The 25,765-nt window shown below is 65.9% G+C and carries 18 protein-coding genes; 14 read left to right on the forward strand and 4 right to left on the reverse strand.

Translation table 11 applies throughout. The features are described 5' to 3' along the window. The first annotated feature begins 7 nt into the window (after positions 1–7). From GQO94_RS06650 to GQO94_RS06660, 3 genes are read left to right on the forward strand one after another with little or no spacing between them, the layout of a single operon-like run. Positions 8–322 carry a hypothetical protein gene (locus tag GQO94_RS06650; protein WP_156840382.1) on the forward strand — a complete coding sequence of 105 codons (315 nt, stop codon included), beginning with the start codon at positions 8–10 and terminating at the stop codon, positions 320–322. Between the two features lie 10 nt (positions 323–332). Next, positions 333–659, forward strand: a complete 327-nt coding sequence (locus GQO94_RS06655) for a hypothetical protein (RefSeq protein ID WP_156840383.1) — start codon at positions 333–335, stop codon at positions 657–659. Position 660: 1 nt separating this feature from the next. Continuing rightward, complete coding sequence (locus tag GQO94_RS06660) at positions 661–897, forward strand: hypothetical protein (protein WP_156840384.1); 237 nt, start codon at positions 661–663, stop codon at positions 895–897. A gap of 160 nt (positions 898–1,057) precedes the next feature. On the opposite strand, the gene GQO94_RS06665 is transcribed toward GQO94_RS06660, so the two are convergent. Beyond that, on the reverse strand, positions 1,058–3,118 hold the full coding sequence (locus GQO94_RS06665) for an NAD(+) synthase (RefSeq protein WP_156840385.1): 2,061 nt from the start codon (positions 3,116–3,118) through the stop codon (positions 1,058–1,060). Between the two features lie 92 nt (positions 3,119–3,210). Here GQO94_RS06665 and GQO94_RS06670 point away from each other — a divergent pair, with 92 nt between their 5' ends. The 3 genes from GQO94_RS06670 (at position 3,211) to GQO94_RS06680 (ending at position 4,493) form a co-directional block, all read left to right on the forward strand. Further along, positions 3,211–3,621: a SufE family protein gene (locus GQO94_RS06670; RefSeq protein WP_156840386.1), complete on the forward strand. Its 411-nt coding sequence runs from the start codon at positions 3,211–3,213 to the stop codon at positions 3,619–3,621. Further along, positions 3,608–3,967 (forward strand): YbaN family protein, encoded by a 360-nt coding sequence (locus GQO94_RS06675; RefSeq protein ID WP_156840387.1) that lies wholly within the window; start codon positions 3,608–3,610, stop codon positions 3,965–3,967. Before GQO94_RS06670 ends, GQO94_RS06675 begins: the two co-directional genes overlap by 14 nt. Positions 3,968–4,034: 67 nt before the next feature. Continuing rightward, entirely contained in the window at positions 4,035–4,493 is a 459-nt protein-coding gene (locus GQO94_RS06680) for a DUF411 domain-containing protein (protein ID WP_156840388.1), read from the forward strand. A 36-nt stretch (positions 4,494–4,529) separates the two neighbouring features. On the opposite strand, the gene GQO94_RS06685 is transcribed toward GQO94_RS06680, so the two are convergent. Further along, complete coding sequence (locus GQO94_RS06685; RefSeq protein ID WP_156840389.1) at positions 4,530–5,060, reverse strand: sterol desaturase family protein; 531 nt, start codon at positions 5,058–5,060, stop codon at positions 4,530–4,532. 447 nt (positions 5,061–5,507) lie between these two features. Between GQO94_RS06685 and GQO94_RS06690 the strand changes: the two genes are divergently transcribed. Genes GQO94_RS06690 through GQO94_RS06700 form a run of 3 tightly spaced genes read left to right on the forward strand, consistent with a single transcriptional unit; the run spans position 5,508 to position 13,236 of the window. Continuing rightward, complete coding sequence (locus tag GQO94_RS06690; RefSeq protein WP_198045846.1) at positions 5,508–7,898, forward strand: CHAT domain-containing protein; 2,391 nt, start codon at positions 5,508–5,510, stop codon at positions 7,896–7,898. Next, positions 7,895–11,350, forward strand: a complete 3,456-nt coding sequence (locus tag GQO94_RS06695) for a beta strand repeat-containing protein (RefSeq protein WP_156840391.1) — start codon at positions 7,895–7,897, stop codon at positions 11,348–11,350. The genes GQO94_RS06690 and GQO94_RS06695 overlap by 4 nt, the downstream gene beginning before the upstream one ends. Beyond that, the gene (locus tag GQO94_RS06700; RefSeq protein WP_156840392.1) at positions 11,347–13,236 is read left to right on the forward strand and encodes a ShlB/FhaC/HecB family hemolysin secretion/activation protein; all 1,890 of its coding nucleotides are present in this window, start codon (positions 11,347–11,349) and stop codon (positions 13,234–13,236) included. The genes GQO94_RS06695 and GQO94_RS06700 overlap by 4 nt, the downstream gene beginning before the upstream one ends. 18 nt (positions 13,237–13,254) lie before the next feature. Here GQO94_RS06700 and GQO94_RS06705 read toward each other — a convergent pair whose 3' ends face one another. Together GQO94_RS06705 and GQO94_RS06710 are read right to left on the reverse strand one after the other, a co-directional pair. Beyond that, the gene (locus GQO94_RS06705; protein ID WP_156840393.1) at positions 13,255–15,543 is read right to left on the reverse strand and encodes an FdhF/YdeP family oxidoreductase; all 2,289 of its coding nucleotides are present in this window, start codon (positions 15,541–15,543) and stop codon (positions 13,255–13,257) included. A gap of 139 nt (positions 15,544–15,682) precedes the next feature. Beyond that, positions 15,683–16,342 (reverse strand): glutathione S-transferase, encoded by a 660-nt coding sequence (locus tag GQO94_RS06710; RefSeq protein WP_156840394.1) that lies wholly within the window; start codon positions 16,340–16,342, stop codon positions 15,683–15,685. 117 nt (positions 16,343–16,459) lie between these two features. Between GQO94_RS06710 and GQO94_RS06715 the strand changes: the two genes are divergently transcribed. The 5 genes from GQO94_RS06715 (at position 16,460) to amt (ending at position 25,761) form a co-directional block, all read left to right on the forward strand. Next, a complete protein-coding gene (locus tag GQO94_RS06715; protein ID WP_156840395.1) occupies positions 16,460–17,680 on the forward strand; it encodes a polyhydroxyalkanoate depolymerase in 1,221 nt (406 codons plus the stop codon). A gap of 813 nt (positions 17,681–18,493) precedes the next feature. Next, entirely contained in the window at positions 18,494–19,024 is a 531-nt protein-coding gene (locus tag GQO94_RS06720) for an RNA polymerase sigma factor (protein WP_198045848.1), read from the forward strand. 30 nt (positions 19,025–19,054) lie between these two features. Then, positions 19,055–20,023 (forward strand): FecR family protein, encoded by a 969-nt coding sequence (locus GQO94_RS06725; protein WP_156840396.1) that lies wholly within the window; start codon positions 19,055–19,057, stop codon positions 20,021–20,023. Then, complete coding sequence (locus GQO94_RS06730; protein WP_156840397.1) at positions 20,007–22,445, forward strand: TonB-dependent receptor domain-containing protein; 2,439 nt, start codon at positions 20,007–20,009, stop codon at positions 22,443–22,445. Before GQO94_RS06725 ends, GQO94_RS06730 begins: the two co-directional genes overlap by 17 nt. A 172-nt stretch (positions 22,446–22,617) precedes the next feature. Then, complete coding sequence (amt, locus tag GQO94_RS06735; RefSeq protein ID WP_156840398.1) at positions 22,618–25,761, forward strand: ammonium transporter; 3,144 nt, start codon at positions 22,618–22,620, stop codon at positions 25,759–25,761. Positions 25,762–25,765 lie beyond the last annotated feature (4 nt).

The raw sequence follows: 25,765 nt of genomic DNA on the forward strand, positions 1-25,765 counted from the left end.
ATACGCAATGTCGTGGGGCGGCCCGGAATTCATCATCGCCATTATCGCCGTGTGTTACGGCGGATGGATCATCAACAACTACATTCGCGCCCGCCACGGCTATGCGCTCGAAGACGAATGGGGCGGCAAGACCGAGCGCAACGATCACGCCGTCGGCGAACTCAAGGCGGAAAACCAGGAGCTGCGCCGCCGCCTCGCCAGGCTCGAGGAGCGAGCCGCCGCGATCGAGACGATCGTCACGGACAGCGGCTTCGAAACCGCGCGGCAGATCGGTGCGCTCGAACGCACCGCATCGGGCAAATCCGCGCCCGCGGCCAACTGAGGAGGCCCCCTTGGAAGACGAATTGAAAGTCATCTTGGTCATCGCGATCACGCTGTGTGTCACGATCGGCTGGCTGCTCAACACCTGGATGCGCATGCGTCACGGCTACCCCATCGAGAATTCGTGGGGCGGCAAGGTCGAACGCTCGCTGGATCGGGAAAACACCCAGCTACGCGCCGAGAACCAGGCATTGCTGGAGAAACTGGCCAAGCTCGAAAGCCGCACGGCCGCGCTCGAGACCATCGTGACCGACGGCGGCTACACCGTGTCGCAGGAAATCGAGGCGCTTCGCGACTCTTCGCGTCCCGCCAGCGCACGTCAGCAGGCAATGCAGTAAGATGGGCTTCTGGGATGCCGTCGTCATCATGTTCATCGTCGGCGCGGTAATCTGGCTGCGCGCGCAGAAGTACCGGGCGCGCGGCGACGGCGCGACGCCGACGATCGGCGCGCGCGAGCCCGAGCTCGAACGCGAAGTGCAGGACTTGCGCAAGCGGATCGCCGTGCTCGAACGCATCGCCACCGACGATCGCCAGGGAACCGACCTCAAGCGGCAGATCGAAGCGCTGCGGGATTGATGGCGGGTTGTGACCGCGACCTGCGAAGAGAGTTTTTGTCTAATATGGTTTCGACATCCGTCGAAACCTTGGCGGCGCCGGCCCGCTCCCCCACCCGACCTCCCACTCAAGTATACTGCCGATGGGAGGTCGGGTGGGGGCGCGGGCCGGTGCCGCACGATCAATGAGGCAAACCGCGCTTCAATTCTTCCAGCCAGACCGCCGCGCTCGCATCGCTTGGCGCGCGCCAGTCGCCCCGGGGGCTGAGCGCGCCGCCGGATGAGACCTTGGGGCCGTTCGGGATCGCCGAGCGCTTGAACTGGCTGAACGCGAAGAAGCGCTGCAGGAACCGCTCGAGCCAATGGCGGATCGTGGCGAGGTCGTAGGCCTTCTTGCGATCCTCGGGGAAGCCGTCGGGCCAGCGCCCTGCCGCCGCGTCACGCCAGGCGTGCCAGGCGAGGAACGCGACTTTCGAAGGCCGCTGCCCGAAGCGCATCACATGGTGCAGGAAGAAGTCGTTGAGTGCATAGGGCCCGATCGCATCCTCGGTGCTCTGGATCACGCCGTCCTCGCCCGCCGGCACCAGTTCGGGAGAGATCTCGGTATCGAGGATCGCCATCAGCACCGCGTCCGTCGCATCGTCGAACTGCGCGGTCGTGGTGGTCCAGCGGATGAGGTACTGGATCAGCGTCTTGGGCACCCCCGCGTTGACCGCATAGTGGCTCATCTGGTCGCCGACGCCATAGGTGCACCAGCCCAGCGCCAGCTCCGATAAGTCGCCCGTGCCCAGCACGAAGCCGCTGTGCTGCCCGGCGAGGCGGAACAGGTAATCGGTGCGCAGCCCCGCCTGCACGTTCTCGAACGTGGTGTCGTAGACCTTTTCGCCGCGCCCGAAGGGATGGCCGATGTCTTCGAGCATCGTTTTCGCCGCGGGCTTGATGTCGATCTCGCCCGCGGTGATGCCCAAAGCGTCCATCAGCTTCCAAGCGTTGGACTTGGTGTGATCGCTCGTCGCGAAGCCCGGCATCGTATAGCCGCGGATCGTGGTGCGCGGCAGACCCAGCCGGTCGCAGCATTTCGCCGCGACGATCAGCGCGTGCGTGGAATCGAGTCCGCCCGAGACGCCGATCACGATCGACTTGGCATGCGTCGCCTCGATCCGCCGCGTGAGCCCGTCGACCTGGATGTTGAACGCCTCGTAGCAATCGGCATCGAGCTTTTCGCGGCGATCGGGCACGAATGGGAAGCGCCGCAGCGGACGCACCAGTCCGATATCGCCCTGAGCCGGCGTGTGATCGAACCATACGGTGCGGAACGTCGCTTCCGGCCGCCCGGCCTGGAGGGCCGAGTCGTGAAACGTCGGCAGCCGCATCCGGTCGGCGACGATGCGTTCGCAGTCGATATCGGCCATCGCGAGCTGCGGTTCGCGTGCGAAGCGTTCGGATTCCACGAGCAAGTCGCCCAGCTCGTAGATCACCCCCTGCCCGTCCCAGGCAAGGTCGGTAGTGCTCTCGCCGTGTCCGCTCGCGGCGTAGACATAGGCCGCGGCCGCGCGGGAGGATTGCGAGGCGCACAGCATGTGCCGCTCGTCCGACTTGCCGATGACAATGTTCGAGGCCGAAAGATTGCACAGGATCGTCGCCCCGGCGAGCGCGCCCAGCGTGGAGGGCGGCGTCGGCGCCCAGAAATCCTCGCAGATCTCGACGAAGACCTTGAAGTCGCGCAACACGTTCGAAGCGAAGACGAGATCGGTGCCGAACGGGACATCCTCGCCGCCGATGCGGATGGTGCGTCCGGTGACGCCACGACCGCTCGCGAACCAGCGCTTTTCGTAATATTCGCGGTAATTCGGCAAGTACGACTTGGGCACTGCGCCCAGCACTTGGCCCGCCGCGATCACTACCGCGCAATTGTAGAGCCGCCCGCGATCGGCCAGCGCCGCGCCGATCAGCAGCACCGGCGAAAGCTCCGCACTGGCCGCGGCGATCTCCCCGATGGCGACCTCGACTGCCTCGATCACCGCCGTCTGCAAGTGCAGATCGTCGATCGCGTAGCCCGACAGGCACAGCTCGGGAAACACCACCAGATCGACGCTCGCCGCGTGCGCGCGTCGCGCTTCGGTCAGGATCGCGTCGCGGTTGAACGCGACGTCGGCAGGGCGTCCGTGCGGTGTCGACGCGGCCGCGCGGACGAAGCCATGGCGGTGCATGGCATAGAAAGGATGCGTGGTATCGTCGCTCATCGGCCCATTTCCTACAGCAAGCGCGGCGCGAGGCAATCGCGCGTCCGCCACTAGCTCTTGCCGCGCGCGCGGGGGTGCCTACATCGCCTGCCATGCGCAGCCTCGACGATATCCGCGAAGAGTATGAATTTCTCGATGGCGACGAACGCTATCGGATGCTGATCGAATTGGGCCGCGAGCTCGACGAGATGCCCGAGGCGCTCAAGACCGACGCCACCAAGGTGCGCGGTTGTTCGGCCAGCGTCTGGGTCTATCCGACCGAGGCGGACGCCGGCACGCTGCATTTCCTGGCCGACAGCAATGCCGCGATCACCAAGGGCATCGTCGCGCTGGTGCTCTCGGTGGTGCAGGACCGGCCCGCCGCCGAAGTCGCCGAAACCGACATCGCCGCCCGGCTCGAGCCGTTCGATCTGAAGAACCAGCTCTCCTCGAACCGCACGCAAGGCGTCCCCAACATGATCGCGCTGATCCGCGAAACCGCGGCGCGCTATGCGACACCTTAGCCGGCACGCCTGGCACGCAGCGGGCTGGGTCTTCGTCGCGCTGGGCGTGATCGGGGCGTTCCTGCCGATCATGCCGACGGTGGTCTTTCTGCTGGGCGCCGCCTGGTGCTTTTCCAAAAGCCATCCGCATCTGGCGGAAAAGCTCTACGCGCATCCCCGCTATGGCGCGCACTTGCGCGACTGGCGCGATCGGCGCGCGATCAGCCGCAAGGGCAAGATCTCCGCGATTGCCGCGATGACGCTGAGCGTGCCCTTCACTGCGCTGGTGCTCGGCCCTCTCTTCGCACTGATCCCGGTGACGGTGCTCGCCATCGTCGGCCCCTGGATCTGGACGCGCGCCGAATAGCTTGGCCTCGGCCCGGCATCGTGGCAAATGCCGCTGATCCGACGGCCCTTGCACAGGGAATGACACGATGAACCTTCTCACACGCTTTCGCGCCACGGCCCCGGCGGCTTTACTGCTGGCTCTGGCGGCCTGTTCGAACGCGGCCCAGGCCGCGAGCTACGTCATGTTCCGCGATCCCAATTGCGGTTGCTGCGAGCAATGGGCCGAGCACATGCGGTCCGGCATGCACGCCCAAGTGGCCATTACGGATAGCGCGGACATGACGGCGGTGAAGGATCGCAACGGCGTGCCTGCCGCGCTGCGTTCGTGCCACACGATGATCGTCGACGGCTACGTGATCGAGGGGCATGTGCCCGCCGCCGACGTCGAGCGGTTGCTGAAGGAACGACCGAAGGGAGTCCGTGGGCTGGCCGTGCCCGGAATGCCGATCGGCTCGCCCGGCATGGAAATGGGCGGGAAGACCGAACCGTACCAGGTCATCGCCTTCGGGCCCGCCGGGACCAAAGTGTTCGCCAGCCACCAGTAACGACGCGCGCCCTCATCGGACGCAGGCCGCGTCGGATCAGTCCTCGACCGCTTCGCGCAGCACCGCGACACCGGCCTTGCGCTGCTCGCGCAGCTCGCGCTTCAGCACGGCGGGATCGCGAGCGAGGACGAAACCAAAGCTGACGCCGCCTTCCTTGCCGATCGTCGCGTGGTGCAACTTGTGCGCCTGGACCAGTCGCTTGGCGTAACCACGCTTAGGCACCCAGCGGAAGTAGCGCTGGTGCACCAGACCGTCGTGGATCAGTGTATAGATCACCCCGTAAATGAGGATGCCGATGCCGATCCAGGTCGCCGGCTCCCAGGCGCTCTTCCCCAACACCAGCGGCGAGCCGATCGCGAACATCGAGATGCTCATCGCCGCGCCGACAAGCGCGTAGAGATCGTTGCGCTCCAGCAGCTTGTCGTGGGGTTCGTGATGGTCGCGATGCCAGCCCCATCCGAAACCGTGCATCACGTATTTGTGGCTGGACCACGCGACGAATTCCATCGCGGCGACCGTCACCAGAACGATCAGCACCGCGGCCCAAGGGGAAAGGCTTGCGAACATGGGCGAGCCTTACTCCGAAGCGCGGCGAATGTCAGCGGCGATCGAGCGCGGGGTGGCCGCGACCCTTGCCGAATGGGTCGAGCACCCGGTCGCAATGCCATGAACTCTCTTGAGAAATCGGAACAGGAATGTGCAGTTCCGGCGTCCTGACGACATCTTTCTCGCAGGTTTCCATGCATTCGACGTTGCTCTGCTGGCCTGAACAATCGCGACGGCAATATTTCTAGCGGTAACAACGTCCTTGCGCGCGCATCGCGATGTATCGTCAAAGACGATGCCGCCTCCTTTCCGCGTTGTCGTCTACGACGTGACCTTAATCACATCTTCATTCGTTGACTCCTGAACAGCGATTCATCACGATCACCGCATCTGGGGCCAATATGCGAGCCAGCCGGCAAAGGGGCAGTCGGCTGATGCTCCTGGCCGCGTAGCACATTGGGGGGTTCGATGCGGGCATCTGGGGCCGGCTCCGCTGGCAGGTTCGTGCGATACGCAGTGATCGCGGGTGCACTGTTCGCGGCGACCCCGTGCTGGGCCGAAACCGCGACTGCAGACAGCATCTGTTCTCTCGAACCGCCGTCCGGGACTTTGCCCGACGAGGCGACGCTGAAAGATCGGACGGCGCGGATCGAACGCGCGATGACGCGCGGCGGCCTGCCGTTCACCCTGCAATCGGCCGTGGCGATCGAAACTCCCGACGACGATGCCCCGGCGGGGCGCGGGAGCACAAAGCCGTCGGACCGTTCGCTCGCCGCCTACTGCGCCGCAGCCGGCGAAGCCGCGCGCACGTTGAGCGAAGGCAACCAGTTCCAGGCGCACGCCTACCTCGTGTCCGCCTTCCGCCGTGCCGAGCGGGCCGACTTATCGCGGCTCGGCGCACGCTCCGCCTACCGCCTCGGCCTGGTCCACGTCAGCGATCCCGCATCCCTGAGCGGGGCGGCGGCGGTGCAGTTCGCCGATGGCATGGGGGCCGGCAACGGGGCCGAGCAGGCTTGTGCGATGCTGCGCGGCCTCGACGTCTCGCAGATGTTCGGCAAGGCCTTCTCGGCAGTCGCGCTCGAATGCGCCAACGGCCGGGCGCTGGCTGCGGGAGACGCCGACCTCGCCGCGCTGTCTTCGCTGCGGCTGGCACGGCTCGCGACGACCAGTCCCGATCTGCTCGTCGCCGCGCCCGATGCCAGGGCTTATGGCGGAAGAGTCGCGCTCGACGCCTTCGCCCCGGCGCGCGCAATCGCCGATCCCATCCGCAGCGCGACCGTGACGGGTCGTCTCGTCGAGACCGCACTCGATGCCGGCATCACCGACTACGCCGCGCTTGACAAGGCGATCGGCGACATGGACGTTGCCGGCGCGGGCGATCCCGGCGTGGCCGCCTTCGCCACCGCACTGCGCGGTCGGCTCGCCCTCGCGACCGGCGCGGATGCGACCGGCTATTTCCAGCGCGCCATCGAACTCGAAAGCCAGCGCGCCCTGCCCAGCCGCCTGCCCGACTGGCTGCTGCTGCTGGCCGCGACCGACCGCGCGCATCGCTACGAGCACGTCGCATCGGCCTACCGCGCGCTCGAGGCGGTGCGGCCGTTCCTACCTGCCATCGACCCGCTGAGCCAGGAATCGACGTTCGCCCTGCGGATGCAGGCGGTCTACGAAGCGGCGGTCGATGCCGAGCTCGCTCGCGCCACGGGCGACGACCCGGCGCGTATCGCCAAAGCGCAGGACATCCTCGAAAGTTACCGACAAGCCGAGATCCAGGATCTGTTCGGCGCGGATTGCGCGCCGCCCGCGACACCGTTCACCGCCGCCGACCTACGCGGCCAGGAGATCGTGCTCTATCCGGTCCTGCTCGAGGACCGGGTCGAACTGCTTTACGCCTCGGCAGCGCGCGGGGACGGCTCGCCGCGTTTTCATCGCCTGCCGCCGCGCAGCGTCGGCCGGGGCGAAGTCGAACAGGCAGTCGCCGCGCTGCTCTCGCTGGGCGAGCGCGATCACGGCGAGAGTTGGGCCGCGGCTTCGGCAGCTCTGTATGCGCTGCTGATCGCCCCCATCGAGCCGCAGCTGGGCGAAGGCACGACGCTCATCATCGTGCCCGACAGCGGCTTGCGCGCGGTTCCCTTTGCGGCGTTGCGCGACGCGGACGGACGGTACCTCGTGCAGCGCGCGCGTCTCACCGTCGCCCCTGCCCTCGCCTACCTGCAGCCCGGAGACGCGACGATCACGCGCAGCCCCGATGTCGTGGCCGCGGCGCTGAGCCAGGAAGTCGTGGTTTCGGGCGGCGCCTTCTCCAAGCTGCAGTTCACCGTTCCCGAGGCCCGCGCGGTCGCCGATGTCGAACAAGGCGCGTCGGGCTCGGGCCGCGTGATCGTCAACTTTTCCAAGGCCGAGCTCGAACGCGTGCTGGTGCGCGAGCCGGTCGACATCCTCCATCTTGCCACTCACGCCGCCTTCAACGGCGGTTCAGACCGCTCGTTCATCGTCGCGTCCGATCAGCTCGTGCGGCTGTCCGAATTGCGCGACCTGATCGTCGCGCGCCGCACCCGGGGCAGCGGTCTCGACTTGCTCGTACTGAGTGCGTGCGAGACTGCGGTTGGCGACGACGAGGCGGCGATGGGCCTTGCCGGCGCTGCGGTTCAGGCCGGCGCGGTCAGCGCGCTCGCTTCGCTGTGGCAAGTGGACGACATCGGCACGGCCCAGCTCATGACCACCTTCTACCAGGGGCTGCGCGCGGGAAAATCGAAGGCTGCCGCCCTGCGCGAGGCGCAGATCGCCATGATCACTGGCGATCCGGCGCAAGCCGATCCGTGGATCTGGTCCGCCTTCACCATGCTGGGAGGGTGGAGATGATCGCCATGGGGACCGCTCGCCGCCTGCTTCCCGTCGCCCTGCTCGCTGGAACCGCTATGGCTTCCGGCACTGCCCATGCGCAGGCCGTCCAGACGACCATCGTCGCCGACACGGGCACGCGCGGAACCGGGACCACGGTGGCGGGCAGTGGCGGGCAAGTGCTGATCGGCGGCGGCACTGTCGCCGATTCCAACCTGTTCCACAGCTTCGCCGAATTCGACCTCGGCAGCGGCGACACCGCAACCTGGACCGCGCCGATCTCGGGCAGCATTGCCAACATCATCAACCGCGTCACCGGCGGCTCGCCCTCGAACATCGACGGCACGATCGACACGACCGCGATGCCCGGTGCGGACTTCTGGTTCATCAATCCCGACGGCGTGGTGTTCGGCGCGGGCGCCAGCCTCAACGTGCCGGGCGCTTCCTATTTTTCGACCGCCAGCGAGATCCGCTTCGCGGATGGTAACACCTTCTCCGCGCGCACCCCGGAGGGCTCGACGCTGTCGATGGCCAATCCGGTGGGCTTCGGCTTTATCGGCGGCGAAGCAGATGCCGCGATCGCAGGTGTCGGCGAGCCCCTGTTCGACGGTTCGGTCTTGCCAAGCGAGGGCGGCTGGAACCCCACGGCGCTGATCGCGCCCAACATCGCGGTCAGCGACAGCGCGCTGTTCGTCGAGCGGCTGGATCTCGTCGCGACGGGCGCAATCGGCGAATACCTCATCGTCGGCGAGCAGGTCGAGAACGTGATCGGCACGCTCACCATCGAACGCTCGGAAATCCTGCTGCGCCCGCAGAGCGCCGAGGCGATCGGCGATCCGGTCCCCTCGCGGTTCTTTGCGGGCGATGTGCGCCTCGATGGTGTCGAGGTGCGCAGCCTCACTAGCACCGCGGTGGCGGGATCGGGCGTCTTCATCGGCGGCAATTCCGATGTCTCGCTGAGCGACAGCCGGGTGTTGACGCGAACCGAAGGCACCGGCCGCGGCGGGGACATCACCCTGTTTTCCGGCAACACCATCTCGCTCGCCGGCAGCACGATCAATGCGAGCACCAGCCTCACCGAAAATGGTGGTGCCAGCGGATCGATCGTGCTGAACAGCCTCGGCCCGATCACGGTGACGGCGAGCAACCTGGCCGCCTTCTCGGAAGGTTCGGGCGCGGGTGGCGGGCTTTCGGTCCGCTCCTTGGGAGAGATCGCCATCGATGGCAGCACCTTCTTCACCGGCTCGCTCTTGCCAGCGGCGAACGGCGGCGACGCGGGCGATCTGCTCATCTTCGCGGATGGCGCGCTGACCGTCAGCGATTCCGGCATTTCGGCGGATACCTTCGGGGGCGGTGACGGCGGCGAAGTCCGCTTGCTCTCGCTGGTCGAATCGCGCTTTACCGATACCTTCATCTCCGCAGGAACGTCGAGCGCCAGCGTGCCCGCGACTGGCGGCAACGTGTTCATCGGCACGCCGCTCACGCCGATCACGATCCAGGGGTCGCTGCTCGGCTCAATCAATTCCGGCCCCGGCGTGGGCGGCAGCTTCAACATCCTGGGATCGGATGTCGTCATCCGGAACAGCGGCGTCACGGTACAGGCGGTCGAAGGCGCGACGGGGGCCGGCGGTTCGCTGAGTGTCCAGGCCTCGCAGTCGCTCGCGATCGCCAATTCCTCTCTGGTCGCGGATACGGCAGGGCCAGGCGATGGCGGCGATATCACGATCGTCTCTTCGGGCAGCGTCGATGTGGTCGAATCCGAATTCATCGTGCGCACGCTTAGCAGTGGGACCGGCGGCGACCTGTTGATCAATGCGGGCGACGCCATGACGATCGCCACGTCGAGGATATCGGCCAATACGCAGGCCACCGATGCGGATAGCGGGGAGGCGGGTTCGGCCGGGATCATCGCCGGCGGGCCGATCACGATTACCGCCACGCAGATCGAATCCGATACTTTCGGCGGCGGGGACGGCGGCTTGATCAGAATCGACTCAGGTGCGGCGCTGACCATCGCGGACAGCCTCGTCACCGCCGATACCAATGGCGGGACCGGCACCGGCGGGCTGATCGATCTCAGTGGCGCGAGCGGGGTCTCGATCGCGAACAGCAGTATCTTCACCGACACGCGTGGCCCGGGGATCGGCGGCAATATCGCAGTGGAATCGGAGGGCGGCATTGCCCTTACCGACAGCTTCGTCACGGCCGAAAGCCTGGACGAGACCGGGCTCGAAGCGGGCCAAGCCGGGCTGATTTCGCTGTTCGCGGGCGACGGCCTGACCGTGAACAACAGCACCGTTTCCACCGACACCTTCGGTAGCGGCCCCGGCGGCGGCGTCTTCCTGCGAGCGGGCAGCGAGATCGTGGTGGACGGCGAGAGCGAAGTCTTCGCCAATACACGCAGCTCGGGCGACGGCGGGATCGTCAGTCTGACCGCGGACGAAGTGCGGATCGAGCAAGCGGTCGTTTCCGCGAGCACGGCGGGAGCGGGCGATTCGGCCGGCGTCATCCTCGATGCCCGCGTGATCGACATCGGCGCGGGCGGCGTCGTCTCGAGCGAATCGCAAGGGGCCGGCGCGGCGGGCCTCATCGGCCTGCTCGGCGATCTGGATACCGACGGCCCATCGGAATCGATCACCATCCACGACGGCGGTCTCGTCCTCGTCCGCGCAACGGGCACGGGACCGGCGGGCAACACCGTCATCCGGACCGATGACCTCACGCTGCTGCGCGGGGGCACGATCTCCGCGGAATCGGCCAACGCGCTGCCGGCGGGCTTCATCACGATCGATGCCGGCGACGTCCTGATCGACGGCATCGGCGCCGACGGTTCACCGTCGCAGATCTTCAGCGCGAATACCTTGCCCCAGGCGGCGCCCGGCGGCACCAACCTCGGCGGCGACATCGAGATCACAGCCGACAACCTGACGATCAGCAATGGCGCGCGGCTCAACAGCAGTTCCGCCTCGGCCAACGCAGGCTTCATCACGGTCGATCTCAGCCGCAACCAAGGCGGCATCCTGTTCCTCGGCGGTGAGGAACGGCCCGGCTCGATCCTCACCGATTCCGGGCAGATCGGCAGCGGCGGCGTCATCACCATCACCGGCGCTTATGCCGTGATCGCCGACAATTCAGAGATCAGCGCCAGCGGCGATGTCAGCAATGCCTTCGTGCTGATCGATCCCGAAACCATCCGCGTCAACGCCAGCGATGCGACCAATATCGTCAACGTCTCCGGCTTCACCGCAGTGTCGCCCGCCGAGGACGTGGCCAGCGGGACGCAGATCGTCGAAGTGCCGTTCCTCGACGCGTCGGAAGTCTTGGCCAACCGCTGCCAAGCGGCGCGCGCACGGGGACGTTCGAACAGCCTGCAGATCGATCGGATCGGCCCCTATTCGGTCGCGCCGGCAAGCGAGGACGACTCGATGCCGACAGACATCGCGGCGGCTAAACAGGCGGGAGCCTGCTTGTGAGCGGTCTTGCGGCGAATGGGGCGCAGGCAGCACGGACCGCGCTGCTGTCGCTGGCGATCGCCGCGGCTGGATCGACAAGCCCTGTCGTGGCCCAGGAGATGCCCCCGCGCGAACGCACCGGTCCTTTGGCACAGCCGTTGCCGCCGCCGGACTACGCAGTGCCGCCGAGCGATGCGCCACTGCTCCCCGAACCGCAGCCCTATCGCGTCGAGCCGCGCCCCGCCGGTATCCGCTTCGCGCAAGTGGTCGTCACGACCGAGGGCGAAGGGCGCGCTCTGCCCCAGCCAGGCTGGGAACCGGCACCCGATCCCGTCACCGGCCTGACATTGTCGCGGCCTGGCATGGACGGTTTCGACGCGGCGTGGGTCGAACAGCAATTTCGCGCCAATGGCCTGATCGGCCAGCCCATCGGCTATGACCGGGTGCTGGCGCTGCTGCAGCTCATCAATCGCGCCATGCTTGCCAACGGTTACGCCAATTCCGGCGTCCTTGTTGCGCCGCGCGATCCGGGATCGGACACGCTGGCGCTGCGCCTCGTCAACGGGCGCATCGGCGCGGCGGACGGCAGCGATGGCATAGCCGTGCGCTTCGCCGATGACCGCGCCTGCGGGCTCACTTCGCGCTACGTCGCGCAGCGGATGCCCTCGGCGCAGGCGCGCCCTTTCAGCGCCTACGCGCTCGAGCGCGACTTCCGCCTCCTCGCGGCGGATCCCGCGATCCGTACGGTCGATGCCAGCCTGCGCCCCGGCTCGCGCCCCGGCGAAGCGACGCTCGACCTTCTCGTCGCGCCCGACTGCGCGCTCGACGTCTACGCGCTCGTCGCCAACGATCGCTCCCCGGCGGTCGGGGGCTTGCGCGGCGCGATCGGCGGCTCGAAACGCAGCGCAATGATCGCGGGCGACATTCTGGCCGGCGAAGCCAGCTATTCGGACGGCCTGACCGACGGCTTCGTTTCCTACTCGGGCCCGGTCTTCGGACCCGCGACTCGTCTGCTACTGCGCGGGGCGATCAACGATGCCGCCGTCGTCGAACCGCGCTTCGCGGCGCTCGACATCACGTCCGAGGAATGGTCGGTCGAAGGCGGGATCTCGCACACGATCATCGACACTCCGCTGATTCCTTCGGGCGCAGGCTGGGATTCGGCGCGCAGCCTCTCGGCCGGAGCTCTGGTCGTCCATCGCCGGACCGAAACCGAACTGCTGGGGCTGCCATTCTCGTTCAGCCCGGGCGCGGTCGACGGCCGTGCCGAATACACCGCATTGCGCCTGACCCAGGACTTCGTCGAGCGCGGCACGCGCCACGTCTTTGCGGTCTCGCTGACCGAAACCATCGGCCTCGAAGGGACGCGCCCGACGGCGCCGGGATCGCTCAAAGTGAACGAAAACTTCACCGCGATCCTCGCGCAGGCGACGTATGCGCGGCGGATCGGCGAAGGGCTCGACGTGAACTTGCGCATCGCCGGGCAATATTCGGGCGGGACGCTCTATTCGGGCGAACGGTTTTCGCTCGGCGGACACAATTCTGTGCGGGGCTATCGCGAGAATCTGATCCTTGCCGACCGCGCGCTGTTCGGCAGCGCCGAGCTCGGCTACAATCTCAGCCTCACCGGTGCCGCCCGCGACGCGGATAGCTTCGACTGGGGGGCCTTCCGGCTCTCTGCCTTCGTCGACGGCGCCTTGGCCGACAACGACCGCGCGCCCGAGCCGCTCCCCGAAGAGATCGCCGCCGTCGGCGCCTCATTGGCCTGGCAACCCTCGGACGCGATCCTGGCCCGCGTGACTTACGCCGAGGCGCTGAAGGACGCGGGCCGGATCGGCAAGCAGACCCTTCAGGACAAGGGCTTCCAGTTCTTCGTGACCGTGCGGCCGCTCAAACTGTTCCAATGAGGCTTTGGAGGCTGCCGTTTACGCGATCAGGCGAACCGGCACGCCCTTGCTCGCCGGCGTCTTCGACAGCTTGTCGTGATACTCGAGCGGCACCAGCGGATTGAGTTCCGGGAAGTAGCCGACCACCGTTGCCGCCGGCAGATCGTACGGTTTGACCGCGAGACCTTCCACCCGGCGCACGATGCCGTCGTCGATCTCGGTTTCCAAGCTCACGATCTGGTCCTCGCGCAAGCCGCGGCGATGGATTTCGCCCGGGCTCAGCAGCACGATCATCCGGCTGCCCTCCAACCCGCGCAGCCGGTCCGAATGGCCGTAGATCGTGGTGTTGAACTGATCGTTCGAGCGGAGCGTGACCAGATGCAAGCCGCCGGCATTGTCGGTCACGCCGCAGGCATTGAGCACGTCGGGATCGGTGAATTCGGCCTTGCCGCTTTCGGTCTTCCAGATCCGCTCGCGCGCGGCATTGCCGCGGTAGAACCCGCCGGGTTCGTGCATCCGCGTGTTCATGTCGTGGAACTCATCGGGATACGTCCGGGCGATGAGGTCGCGAATTTTCCCGTAATCCCCCCGCCATGCATCCCAGGTCCAGCGCGGATTGGCCGGGAGTGTCGCCTTGGCGAGCTCGCAGATGATCGCGGTTTCGCTCAGCAAATGCTCGCTGGCCGGCGTGCGGCGTCCCTTGGAGCCGTAGATGTGGCTGAAGCTGTCCTCGATCGAGACCCACTGATTGCCCGTGACCTGCATGTCCTCCTCGGCGCGGACCAGGCATGGGAGGATCCACGAGGTCTTGCCGGGCATCATGTGCGAATGGTTGAGCTTGGTGGCGATGTGGACGGTCATTTCCATCTCGCGCCAGGCCTTGTGGACTCGCTCGTGATCCGGCACCGCCATCGCCAGATTGCCGCCAAGCCCGATGTAGCCCTTGTTGCTGCCATCGAGGAGAGCTTCGAGAAACTCGACCGTGGTGTGCCCGTCCTCCTGCGGTGTCTCCAGCCCGAGCACTTCGCGGTACTTATCGACCGGTGCCAGCTTCACCTTCTCGGTGATGCCGACGGTGCGCTGACCCTGCACGTTCGAATGGCCGCGGATCGGCGAGCAACCTGCGCCCTGGCGGCCGATGTTGCCGCCGATCAGCAGCAGGTTGACGAGCAGGCCGATCGCCTGACTGCCGTGGACGTGCTGGGTAAGCCCCATGCCATAGATGCCGATGACGTTCTTGGCGGTGGCGTAGATCTTGCCCGCCTCTTCCATTTCGGCGCGCGTCAGCCCGCTCTGCGTCTCGAGCTCGTCCCAGCCGGTCGCATCGAGCTTGGCGCGAAAGGCATCGAAACCATCGGTGTGCTGCGCGATGAAGTCTTCGTCGAGGATCCGCGCACGGCCCGCCGCCTTCGCGGCCGCGTCGCGTTCGAACACGTTCTTGCACACACCCATCAGCGCCGCGATGTCCCCGCCCGGCCGGACCTGCAGGTACAAGTGGCTCATCTGGGTCGGCTTGCCGACCGTCATCTGCAACGGGTTCTGCGGATTGACGAATTCGAGCAGGCCTTTTTCCTTGAGCGGATTGAACACGACGATCTTGCAGCCGCGCTTCACTGCCGCCTGCAGCGGGTGGAGAATACGCGGGCTGTTCGTCCCCGGGTTCTGGCCGAGGTAGAAGATCGCGTCGCAATGTTCGAAATCGTCGAGCTGGCACGTGCCCACGGAGGAGCCGGTGACCTTCTTGAGGCCGACCGAGGTCGTTTCGTGGCACATGTTCGAGCTGTCGGGCAGGTTGTTGTGGCCGTACATCCGCGCGAAGGCGGCGTAGAGGTAGCTCGCTTCCAAGCCGGCCTTGCCGCTCGCGTAGAACGTCACCGACTTGGGATCGAGCGCGCGCAGTTTCGCGGCGATCGCGTCGAACGCCTCGCTCCAGCTCGTGCGCACATAACGATCGGCCGCGGAATCGTAGCGCAGCGGTTCGGTCACGCGGCCGAGCAGTTCGAGATCGTGGGCATCCAGCCGGGCAAGCTCGCTCACCGTCCGATCCGCGATCGTCTCGGGCGTGCAGCGCGCCGTGGTCAGGTCCCACAGCGTCGCCTTGGCGCCGTTCTCGCAGAACTCGAAGGGATGGGGCTGGGCCGGCTTCACCCAGGCGCACGAGGTACACATCGTACCGTCGGGCTTGTTCTGCAGCCTGAGCGTATCAAGCGCACCAGGTCCGGCGCGCTGCGACAATTCGGTGCGCGTGATGCCCTGCAGCGAGCCCCAGCCGCCGGCGGCGTGCGCATAGCGAATGACGCCGTTCGAGGGTGATTTGCGCTTCGTCACGACATCTGTACTCCTTGGGAACTCTAGGGCGTTTACGCTTGCCGAGTCCGACTGGTTCCAAGCGCTACACGAATTCGTTCGCCCCAAGAACGAAACATGGCTGCCCCTTGAGGCAGCGGCCTTTCGGAAGCGCCCGCCTTCAGAATTCGACTTCGAGCTCGATGATATCCTCAGGCTCGGCCTGCGCCGCCTCGTACCATTCGCGCATCGGCGCCCAATCGGCGATGGTCCGGCAGTACGCGGCGCAAGGCTCCGACACGCTCACGGCGTAGGAAACAAAGCGCGTGGTGACAGGAGCATACATGGCATCGGCGATGGTCGGCTTGGCGCCGAACAGGAACGGTCCGCCATAAGTCTCGAGGCATTCGGTCCAGATCGCCTCGATCCGCTCGATGTCCGGACGCGCGCCGGAAAACACCGGAAACGTCTCGTGCCGCACTTTGAGATTCATCGGCAGCGCCGAGCGCAGATTGGTGAAACCGGAATGAATCTCGCCCGAAATCGAGCGGCAGTGCGCCCGCGCGATCGTGTCGCTGGGCAGCATGCCGGCATCGGGGAACTGCTCGTTGAGATATTCCGCGATGGCGAGCGTATCCCACACGCTCGCCTTGCCGTGAGTGAGCCGCGGAACCAGCACCGAGGGGCTGAGCAACAGCAGTTCCGCCCGATTGGCGGCATCGTTGGTGACCGTCTGCTCGGTCACTTCGAGCCCGGCGAGCTGGCACATCAGCCAGCCCCGCAACGACCAGGCCGAATAGGTCTTGCTGGAGATCGTGAGAGTCGGTGCCGTGGCCGCCATATCGTTTTTCCCGCCGGTTGGACTTGACCGCAGCTTATGATGCAGCGCAGCATGAATCCAGTGCCGAGGCGATCGTATCGTATCGTATCGTCGCTTTGCTGCTTATGGGGATATCACGTGCTGTATCAGGCCTATCAGGCGTATTGCGACGCGCTCACGCCCGCACACTTCGCGGCGCGCACCGCGACGCGCTTTCGCGACAAGGCCTACGGGGACATGACCGGGCACCCCAATCTGCGACGGCTGTTCGCGCTGGCAGATGTATTCGACACATCGCGGATCACGCATGCCCGCCCCGCTTTCGGGATCGACGAGGTCCTTTCGGGCAACGAAGTCGTGTCGGTTCGCGAGGAGATCGCGCTCGCCCGCCCCTTCGGCAATCTGCTCAGATTCGCCAAAGACGGTGTCGAGGCTCCGCAGCCCAAAGTGCTGGTCGTCGCGCCGCTATCGGGCCACTTCGCGACACTGCTGCGCAACACGGTCGAGACCCTGCTGCGCGATCACGACGTCTACATCACCGACTGGGCCAACGTCCGCGACGTCCCCACTTCGGCGGGGCGCTTCGGGCTCGACGAATATATCGACTACGTCATCGAGTTCTTGCGCGAGCTGGGCCCGGGAAACAACGTGCTCGCGGTGTGCCAACCCTGCGTTCCGGTGCTCGCCGCGGTATCGTTGATGGCGCAGGACGACGATCCGTGCCAGCCGCGCACGATGTCGCTGCTGGGCGGCCCGATCGACGTGCGCGAGGCGCCGACCGTGGTGAACGAGCTCGCGATGAGCCAGCCGTATTCCTGGTTCGAGGACAATCTCATTCACACCGTGCCCTGGCGGTACAAGGGCCGTGGGCGGAAGGTCTATCCCGGCTTCATCCAGCTCAGCGCCTTCATGTCGATGAACCTGGGCCGGCATTTCGGCCAGTTCCGAAAGCTCTATCAGGCGCTGGCCGACGTCGACACTGCAGAAGCGGAAAAGATCGCCGACTTCTACGAGGAATATCTCGCAGTGCTCGATCTCGATGCGGCGTTCTATCTCGAAACCATCGACAAGGTTTTCCAGCGCGCCCTCCTCGCCAAAGGCGAGCTGACGCATCGCGGACGCCCCGTGGATCCTTCCGCGATCCGCAAGACGGCGCTGCTCACGGTCGAAGGCGAGCGTGACGATATCTGCGCGGTCGGCCAGACTGCCGCGGCGCACTTGCTGTGCACGTCGCTGCGCCCGCACCTGAAGCGCCATCACTTGCAGCCCGGCGTCGGCCACTATGGCGTTTTCTCGGGCTCGAAATGGGAGACGCAGGTCTATCCCCAGGTCCGCAACATGATCCTGGCGATGAGTTGAGCTAAACGCCGGGCGACCGCCCACGGCCATCATCGCGCGTAGCTAGCGCCTAAATTGAGATTAGCAGAGAGATGGAGACGAAGCGTCCGGACACACTCGGGGCGTCAAATCCGGAACGCTTCGTCTCCTCGACTTTCACCGGTCGTCCATAGGGCCTGCGAGACCTGCAGGGGTAGGGGGTGACTGGCCCCGCTTGCCCGGACGCACTGTACGACGGAGATATTGCTCCTTCGCACCGGTTCTGCCGAATCGAAAATCTCATCCGCAAAGAGCATATCGCGCAGGCCCGGGACCTGCGCGATTGGGTATCGCCGAAACGCCATGCCGACGGGTCCAGACATGGCGTGCCTGCAAGAAAACCGGAGCCCCCGCTCGAGCCCGGTTTCCCAGCAGGTCACCCCGGGACTGATCCCGGCGATCCCACGCACGGGACGCTGCGCAAGAGCCGTCGCAGGCGAAGAACGCGAGGTCTTCCTGTCCTGTCGAGCCACTTGCATCACGTCCGCTATCGCTTCTCTTTTCAATTGATCGGCACTGGCAAGACGGAATTACGCAGGAGAACCCGCAAAGTTTCCGATGAATTTTTTTGCGGCCCCCGAGGCTTGCGGGTCGCTGGTCGGGACTCCGTCTGAAAAGGTAATGAATGGTCTCACACAATCCCTCAGGGTCGGCCCGTTGCGAACGCCGGTGGCGTACGAAGCGGAGCTCCGCCCTTTCGATGCGAACCGTACTGCGCGCTTGACGAAGGTGTCGGCACGCCGTCTACCCTTGGGCGCAGTCCTGATCGCGAACCTGACGACGCGAAGCGGACCGATGCCTTTGGACGCCATGGAAAACACCAGACAAAGTAGCGGGCTTCAGGGAGTCCTGATCAACGAGCGACCGCGCCTCATGCGCTTCCTCCTGGCTCGCGGTGCCGGTGAAGAGGCGGAGGATCTGCTGCAGGAACTGTGGCAGCGCGTTTCCGCTTCACCCGGCCAGCCGATCGCCGATCCCTTGTCCTATCTGTTCCGCGCGGCCGAGAACCTGATGCGCGATCACCGCCGCTCGCAGCTCAGCCGGCAGCGCCGCCAGTTCGACTGGCACGAGATCACGATGCGCGAGGGGGATGAGCCCGGCGGCGAACGCGTCCTGATCGCGCGTGAGCGGCTGCGCGAGGTCGAACGCAAGATCGAGGAACTCGGACCCCGCGTCGCGCACGTTTTTCGCAGCTACCGCCTCGAGGGCCAGAGCCAGGCCCGCATCGCCAGCGAGCTCGGCATCAGCCTGAGTTCGGTCGAGAAGGACCTGCAGAAGGCCTATCGCTGCCTGGCTACCATCAAGGCGACATTCGATGCCGATTGAGTTTCACACCGTATTGGGGAGCGACCGGTCATGACCGCGGCCGTTCGTGACATCGCCGACGACGCGGCGATTTGGGTCATCCGCACGCGCGAGCCCGACTTCGCCGGCTGGGTGGAGTTGCTAAGCTGGCTCGAAGCCGACCCGCAACATCTCGCAGCCTACGAAGCTGTGCTTGCCGAAGACGAGTGGCTGGATGAGGTCGTGGCCGATAGCCGCGGGGGTGTGATGGTGGAGACGCCGGCGCTGGAACTTGCGCCCAGCCCCGCCAAACGCAGGCTGGCCTATTTCGCGATCCCGGGTGCGGTGGCTGCCGTTCTGGTCGGCGCCGTGACGTGGACGGCCCTGCCGACGCACCCGGCGGCGACCGAATTCGTCACCGAGCCCGGCGAACATCGCAGTTTCGCCCTCGCCGACGGATCGCGTGTCGAGATCAACGGTGCGAGCCGGCTGACCTACGATGCGCAGCAGCCGCGCATGATCTCGCTTGAGTCGGGCGAGGCGGTATTTCGGGTTCGTCACGATGCCGCCCATCCCTTCGTGGTGAAGGCCGGGGGCGTGCGGCTGATCGATGCGGGCACCGAATTCAACGTGGTGCACGAGGGCGGTCGGCTCGAAGTGGCGGTGGCGGAAGGCGCGGTCATCTACGATGCCGGACAAGCACCGGTGCGGCTCGATCCCGGCGAGTGGTTGCGCCGGGCCGGCCCCGGAGCGCGGATCGAAACCGGCACGACGAACCCCGGATCGGTGGGATCCTGGCGCAAGGGACTGCTCCAGTACGACGATGCCGCGCTGTCCGCCGTCGCGCGCGATCTGTCGCGTACGGTGGGTTCGAGCGTGCACGCCGGTCGGTCGGTGGAGGATTTGCGGTACACCGGTACTCTTGCTGTTGACGGCCCTGCCGACGACGTGCTCTCGCGGATCGGTCCGCTCTTGGGCGTGACGTTCCGCAAGGACGGTGATGGTTGGGAGATGATGCCGAGAGATGCTGCGATCCGCTAGCCTGGCAGTTGTCGCGGCTACCCTGATCCCGTTCCCAGCCCTAGCAGGGGAGGAGCGAACCGCCATCGACGTGCCGGCCACCCGGCTCGATCATGCCGTGCGTTCGCTCGGCCGGCAGAGCGGAGCAAGCATCGGGTTTCGTGACGCCAAAGTGGCCAAGCTGCGGGTCCGCGCGGTCCGGGGGCGCTACACCGCGGGCGAAGCGCTCTACCTCATGCTCCAGGACAGCGGCGCGCGGGCGCGCCGGGTTGCGGCCGACACCTTCCTGATCGAGGCAGACCCGGATTTCGGCAAGCGGTCGGCGGCCCCTGCCCCGACACGCACGCCATCGCGGATTGCCGAAGTCGCGCCGGCAGCGCCCGTCCCGCCCCCGGTGGAAATCGTCGTCACCGGCACCAAGCGCGACATTCCGATCGCAGCCTACCCCGGCATGGTCCACGTGATCGATGGCGATCGCATTTCGGTCGCGAGCGGGCGCATGGGCAGCGACGCGCTCGAAAGCGCGACACCCAGCGTGGTTTCCACGCACCTCGGCCCCGGCCGCAACAAGCTGTTCATTCGCGGCATCGCCGATTCCAGCTTCGTCGGCCCTACGCAGTCGACCGTCGGACAATACTGGGGCAACAGCCGGATCACTTACAGCGCGCCCGATCCGAGCCTGAAGCTCTATGACGTGGGGCGCATCGAAGTGCTCGAGGGGCCTCAGGGGACTCTCTACGGCGCCGGGTCGCTTGGCGGCATCGTCCGGGTGGTGCCCCGCGCGCCGCAGCTCGACCAAGTCAGCGGGTCGACCTGGGCCGGGGTCGAAGCCGTGCAGCACGGCAAGCCGGGGTACGACGGGGGCGCGGTCCTCAACCTGCCCATCGTCACGGACCGGCTGGGCCTGCGCGTGCTCGCCTTCGGCACCGAGGAAAACGGCTATATCGACGATGTGAAGCGCAAACTGGATGACGTGAACGACGTCAGCTCGATCGGCGGCCGCATCGCGCTACGCTACGAGCCGACCACCGATATCACGGTGGACCTGGGCGTGGTCGGCCAGCGCATCGACGGCGCCGACAGCCAGTACGCCGAACGGACATTCGGTCGTCTCAAACGATCCTCGAACCTCGCGCAGCCGTTCCGCAACGATTTTCTGCTGTCCGATCTGGTGCTGCGCAAGTCATGGGGCGAAGTCGAGCTCACCGCTTCGTTCGGGCTGGCACATCAGGAAGTCACCGAGGAGTTCGAGGGCCGCGCCTTGCGCAACATCGCGGACGCGGCGCTGGAACCCAAACGTCTCGCCGAAGTCGCGCTCTATAGCCAGAAGAACCAGATCGACATGTACACCGGCGAGATCCGCCTGGCGCGCAGCGCGGCGGACGGCACGGGCTGGCTGATCGGGGCAAGCGTGCTGAGAAACGAATCCGAAGTCGATCGCAGCGTCGAAGTCGAGGAAGAGTTCAACGCTCTGACCGGCGTGCGTAACGAAGTGGTCGAAGGCACGGTCTACGGCGAGATGACGGTCGCGCCGATGCCGCAAGTGAACGTCACCTTCGGCGCGCGCGGCACGGCGTCGCGCATCTCGGGCGCCGTACGCGACCCGGTGCTTCCCCTCCTCATCTACGAGCTCGATCCCGGCGCCAAGGCGAGCCGGACCGAATCGCGCTTTCTTCCCTCGCTCGCGCTGGCCTATCGTCCCACCGCGACAATGACGTTCTTTGCCCGTTATCAGGAAGGCTTCCGACCCGGCGGGATCGCCATCCGGCGCGAATTCGTTCAGCGCTACGACGGCGATCGCGTGCGCACCCTCGAAGCTGGCCTGCGCTACCGCGGCGAAGCGATCGAGCTCGAATCCAGCGTCTCCTGGACCGGCTGGCGCGATATCCAGGCGGACATCATCGACGGTTTCGGATTTCCCACCACGACCAACGTCGGGAACGGCACGGTCCGGTCGTTCGGCATTTCAGGTCGCTGGCGGCCGCTGCCGGGATTCGAGCTGGACGGCGCCCTCTATCTCAATCGATCGAAAGTCACGCAGCGCGACAGGATCCTCGATCAGGTGGATTCCGTCACGACCGGACCCGCGCAATTCAACCGCCTTCCCAATATCGCCGACGAAACCGCGCGCCTCGGCTTCACCTGGTCCACGATCCTGAGCGATACGCGCGATCTGGAGATCACGGGCTTCGGGCGCTACGTCGGCGAGTCCGTGCTCGGCATCGGCCCGATCCTCGGCAAGCTGCAGGGCGAATATATCGACACCGGGATGGAGGCCAGTCTGCGCGCGGGGCCGATGCGCTACAGTCTGTCGGCTTCCAACCTGTTCGATGCGAGGGGCAATCGCTTCGCGCTGGGATCGCCGTTCCAGATCCGTACGCGCGAGCAGATCACGCCGTTGCAGCCACGCTCGGTGCGGTTCGGCATTCAGTTCGATTTCTGAGGCGCGATCGTTCCGATAGTGGCTCGGTTGGCTCAGGCTCGTGGCGCTCCGCTGCGCGCCGCACGGGAAAGGTTCCCTTCAGTCGACGAAAAGTCGTCGTCAGCAAATCATTTACTAAGAAATTTCGCGCAAATGGGTGGTTCTGGCTGAGCTCAGAGGCGGGGCGCACGAAATGAAATACAGGTTTGGCGGCTTCATTGCGGTGATTGGCATGGCGTCTGCCGCAGACGCCCAGGATCCGGTGGGCGCCGCGCATTTGGGCCATCGCATACAATCCCTGTCGTCCACGATCGACATGGTCTGGGTTCTGATCGCGGCCACGCTCGTAATGATGATGCAGGTCGGCTTCATGTTGCTCGAGTCCGGCTCGGTGCGCACCAAGAACGCGGTGAGCGTGGCGCAGAAGAACCTGCTCGACTTCGCCTTCTCGACCGTCGTCTTCGCGACGGTGGGGTTTGGCCTGGCCTTCGGTGCCGCCACCACCTGGCTGCCGGTGGGGACAAGTCCGTCCTTCTTCTCGCTCGATACGATCAGCCGGGAAAACGCGATTTTCTTCATCTTTCAGGTCATGTTCTGCGGCACGGCCGCAACGATCGTGTCGGGTGCCGTGGCCGAGCGCATGCGGCTTCGCGCCTACATCACATTGTGCATCTTCGTGGCCGGACTCGTCTATCCGGTATTCACGCACTGGGCCTGGGGCGACGCGCTTGGCCCTTCCTCAGGCGCGTTCCTTGCGAACGCGGGCTTCGTCGACTTCGCCGGTTCCACAGTGGTTCACGCCACCGGCGGCTGGTTTGCCTTGGCCGCCTGCATCGTGCTTGGCGCGCGTGATGGACGCTTTACCCACGGCCCGGCGATCCGCTTCAGCGGACACAGTGCAGTGCTCGCCTCGGCAGGGGCGCTGTTCCTGTTCATCGGCTGGGTCGGGTTCAACGGCGGTTCCACTCTCGCCGCTTCGCCAGCGGTGCCCGGGATCATTCTCAATACCGTCCTGGCCGGAGCAGCCGGCGGGGTCGTCGGTTACGGCACGATGTGGTTCGGCGGAGCGATGCTTCCCGAACGCGCGGTCAACGGGGTCGTCGGCGGACTGGTGGCGATCACCGCCGGGTGCCATCTGGTCTCGCCCAACGCGGCCCTCCTGCTCGGCGCCCTTGGCGGCGTGTGCGCCAATGGCGCGAACTATCTGATGGAATCCCGCTTCCGCATCGACGATGCCGTCGGCGCCGTCGGCGTGCACGCGGTCTCGGGAGTTATCGGCACGATCGGCCTCGCCCTGCTTGCTCCCGTCGACGTGCTGCCAGCCGGATCGCGCCTGGCGCAAGTCCTCGTTCAGGCCGAGGGCAGTGCCATCAATTTCGTCTGGGCTTTCGGGATCGGCCTGGCTCTGACGCTGGCCATTCGCCCTTTCGTGACATTGCGCGTCACCGGCGAGGAAGAAGCCGTCGGCCTCAACGCGGCCGAACACGGCGCCAAGCTCGGGACCGATCACTTGCAAGCGGCGGTCGAGTTCATGCTGGAGGACAGCCCTTCGAGCCAGCGCCTCAAGGTGGAAGCGGGCGATGATGCCGAAGGTCTCACGCTGGCGCTGAACAGCCTGATGGACAAGCTGCAGCAAGCCGAGTCGGATCGTGCCAAGCAAGTGCTTTCAAATCGTTCGGCGGAAGAAGTGCAACGGCTCGAAGCCTTCGGCGAAGTCGCGTCTGAGGGTATATTCCTCGTCTACGATGGCCTCATCCGGTCCGCGAATTCCTCGGCGGCGGCGCTCTTCGCGACGACGGTCGAGGCGCTTGTCGGCTCGCGTCCCGAAGACCTGATCGAACCCGAGATGCAACCGCAATTGCGCAACTGGCTCGAAACCGGGGCCGACGCTGTCCACGAACTGCCTGCGATCACGCGGGACGGCCAGAAGTTTCCCATCGAACTGCGCCTCAGGGAGATCGAGATCGACGGCCATGCCGTGGTCGTGCTGCGCATGACCAACCTGAGCGAACGCGACCAGGCACGCCGCGAGATCTACCGGCTCGCGCTGCACGATCCGCTCACCGACTTGCCCAATCGCGAACTGTTCAACCGGCGGCTCGAACAGGCACTGGAAAAGCAACGCTTCGGTACGTTGACGGCGCTCCTGCTAGTCGACATCGACCGCTTCAAGGATATCAACGATCTGCATGGCCACCCGGCCGGGGATATCGTGCTTAGCGCCGTGGCCGAGCGGTTGCTGGCAGGCGTGCGCGACTGCGATACCGTCGCCCGGCTCGGTGGTGACGAGTTCGCCGTCATCCACACCAACATCCTGTTCCCGAACCAGGCTCTCGATCTCGCCTACCGCGTGCTCCAGAATATCTCGCAACCGCTGGCGCTGCCCAATGGCCAAGTGATCCAGCCACGAGCAAGCATCGGCCTTGCCTTGAGCCCGGTGGACGCGAGCGATTCGAGCGCCCTGATGCAGTGCGCCGACTTTGCGCTCTATGCGACCAAGAACCGGGGACGAAACGGCTTCCAGCGTTACAAGGCCGAGATGGGACGCATCTTCCGCCTGCGCCAGGAGTTCGAGGAGGATCTCGCGATGGCCGTGGAACGCGGCGAGCTCCATCTCGAATATCAGCCTCGCATCGACCTGGAGTCCGGCGCCATTGCCGGGTTCGAGGCGCTGCTTCGCTGGACCAGAAGCGGCACGCTCGTTCGCCCGGAAGACTTCATCCCGATCGCAGAGGATTCGGGCCATATCATCCCGATGGGGGCCTGGGTCATCCGCGAAGCCTGCCACACCGCCAGCGAGGTTCTCGGCGGTCTTCCCGTCAGCGTGAACGTGAGCACGCGACAGTTCCACGATCCCCAGCTCATCGCGACGGTATCGGAGGCTCTGCGCTCCTCGGGCCTTCCTGCGGAACGGCTCGAGCTGGAAATCACCGAAAGTGTGCTGATCGACGACGATCGTACCGCGATACGGACACTGGACGCGCTGCGGGCGATGGGCGTGCGGGTCGCGCTCGATGATTTCGGGACCGGCTATTCCTCGCTCAGCTATCTCACGCGTTTCACCTTCGACACGATCAAGATCGATCGCAGCTTCATTCGGCTCGACGACGAGCGCACCTGGCAAGTCATGCGCTCGGTGCTGCAGATGTCGACCATGCTGAGCACGACGGTCGTGGCCGAAGGCGTCGAGACACAGGAGCAGCTCGACCGGCTGATGCTGGAGGGCTGCCACCAGATCCAGGGCTTCCTCGTCTCGCGTCCGATCCCGGCCGGAGACGCGGCCCGCAAGATCGTCAACGGGCGCTGGGAAAGCTTCCAGACCAAGGCCATGGCCTGAACCC

Source organism: Novosphingobium aquimarinum (assembly GCF_009746585.1).
In the GTDB taxonomy this organism is placed as follows: Bacteria; Pseudomonadota; Alphaproteobacteria; order Sphingomonadales; family Sphingomonadaceae; genus Novosphingobium; species Novosphingobium aquimarinum.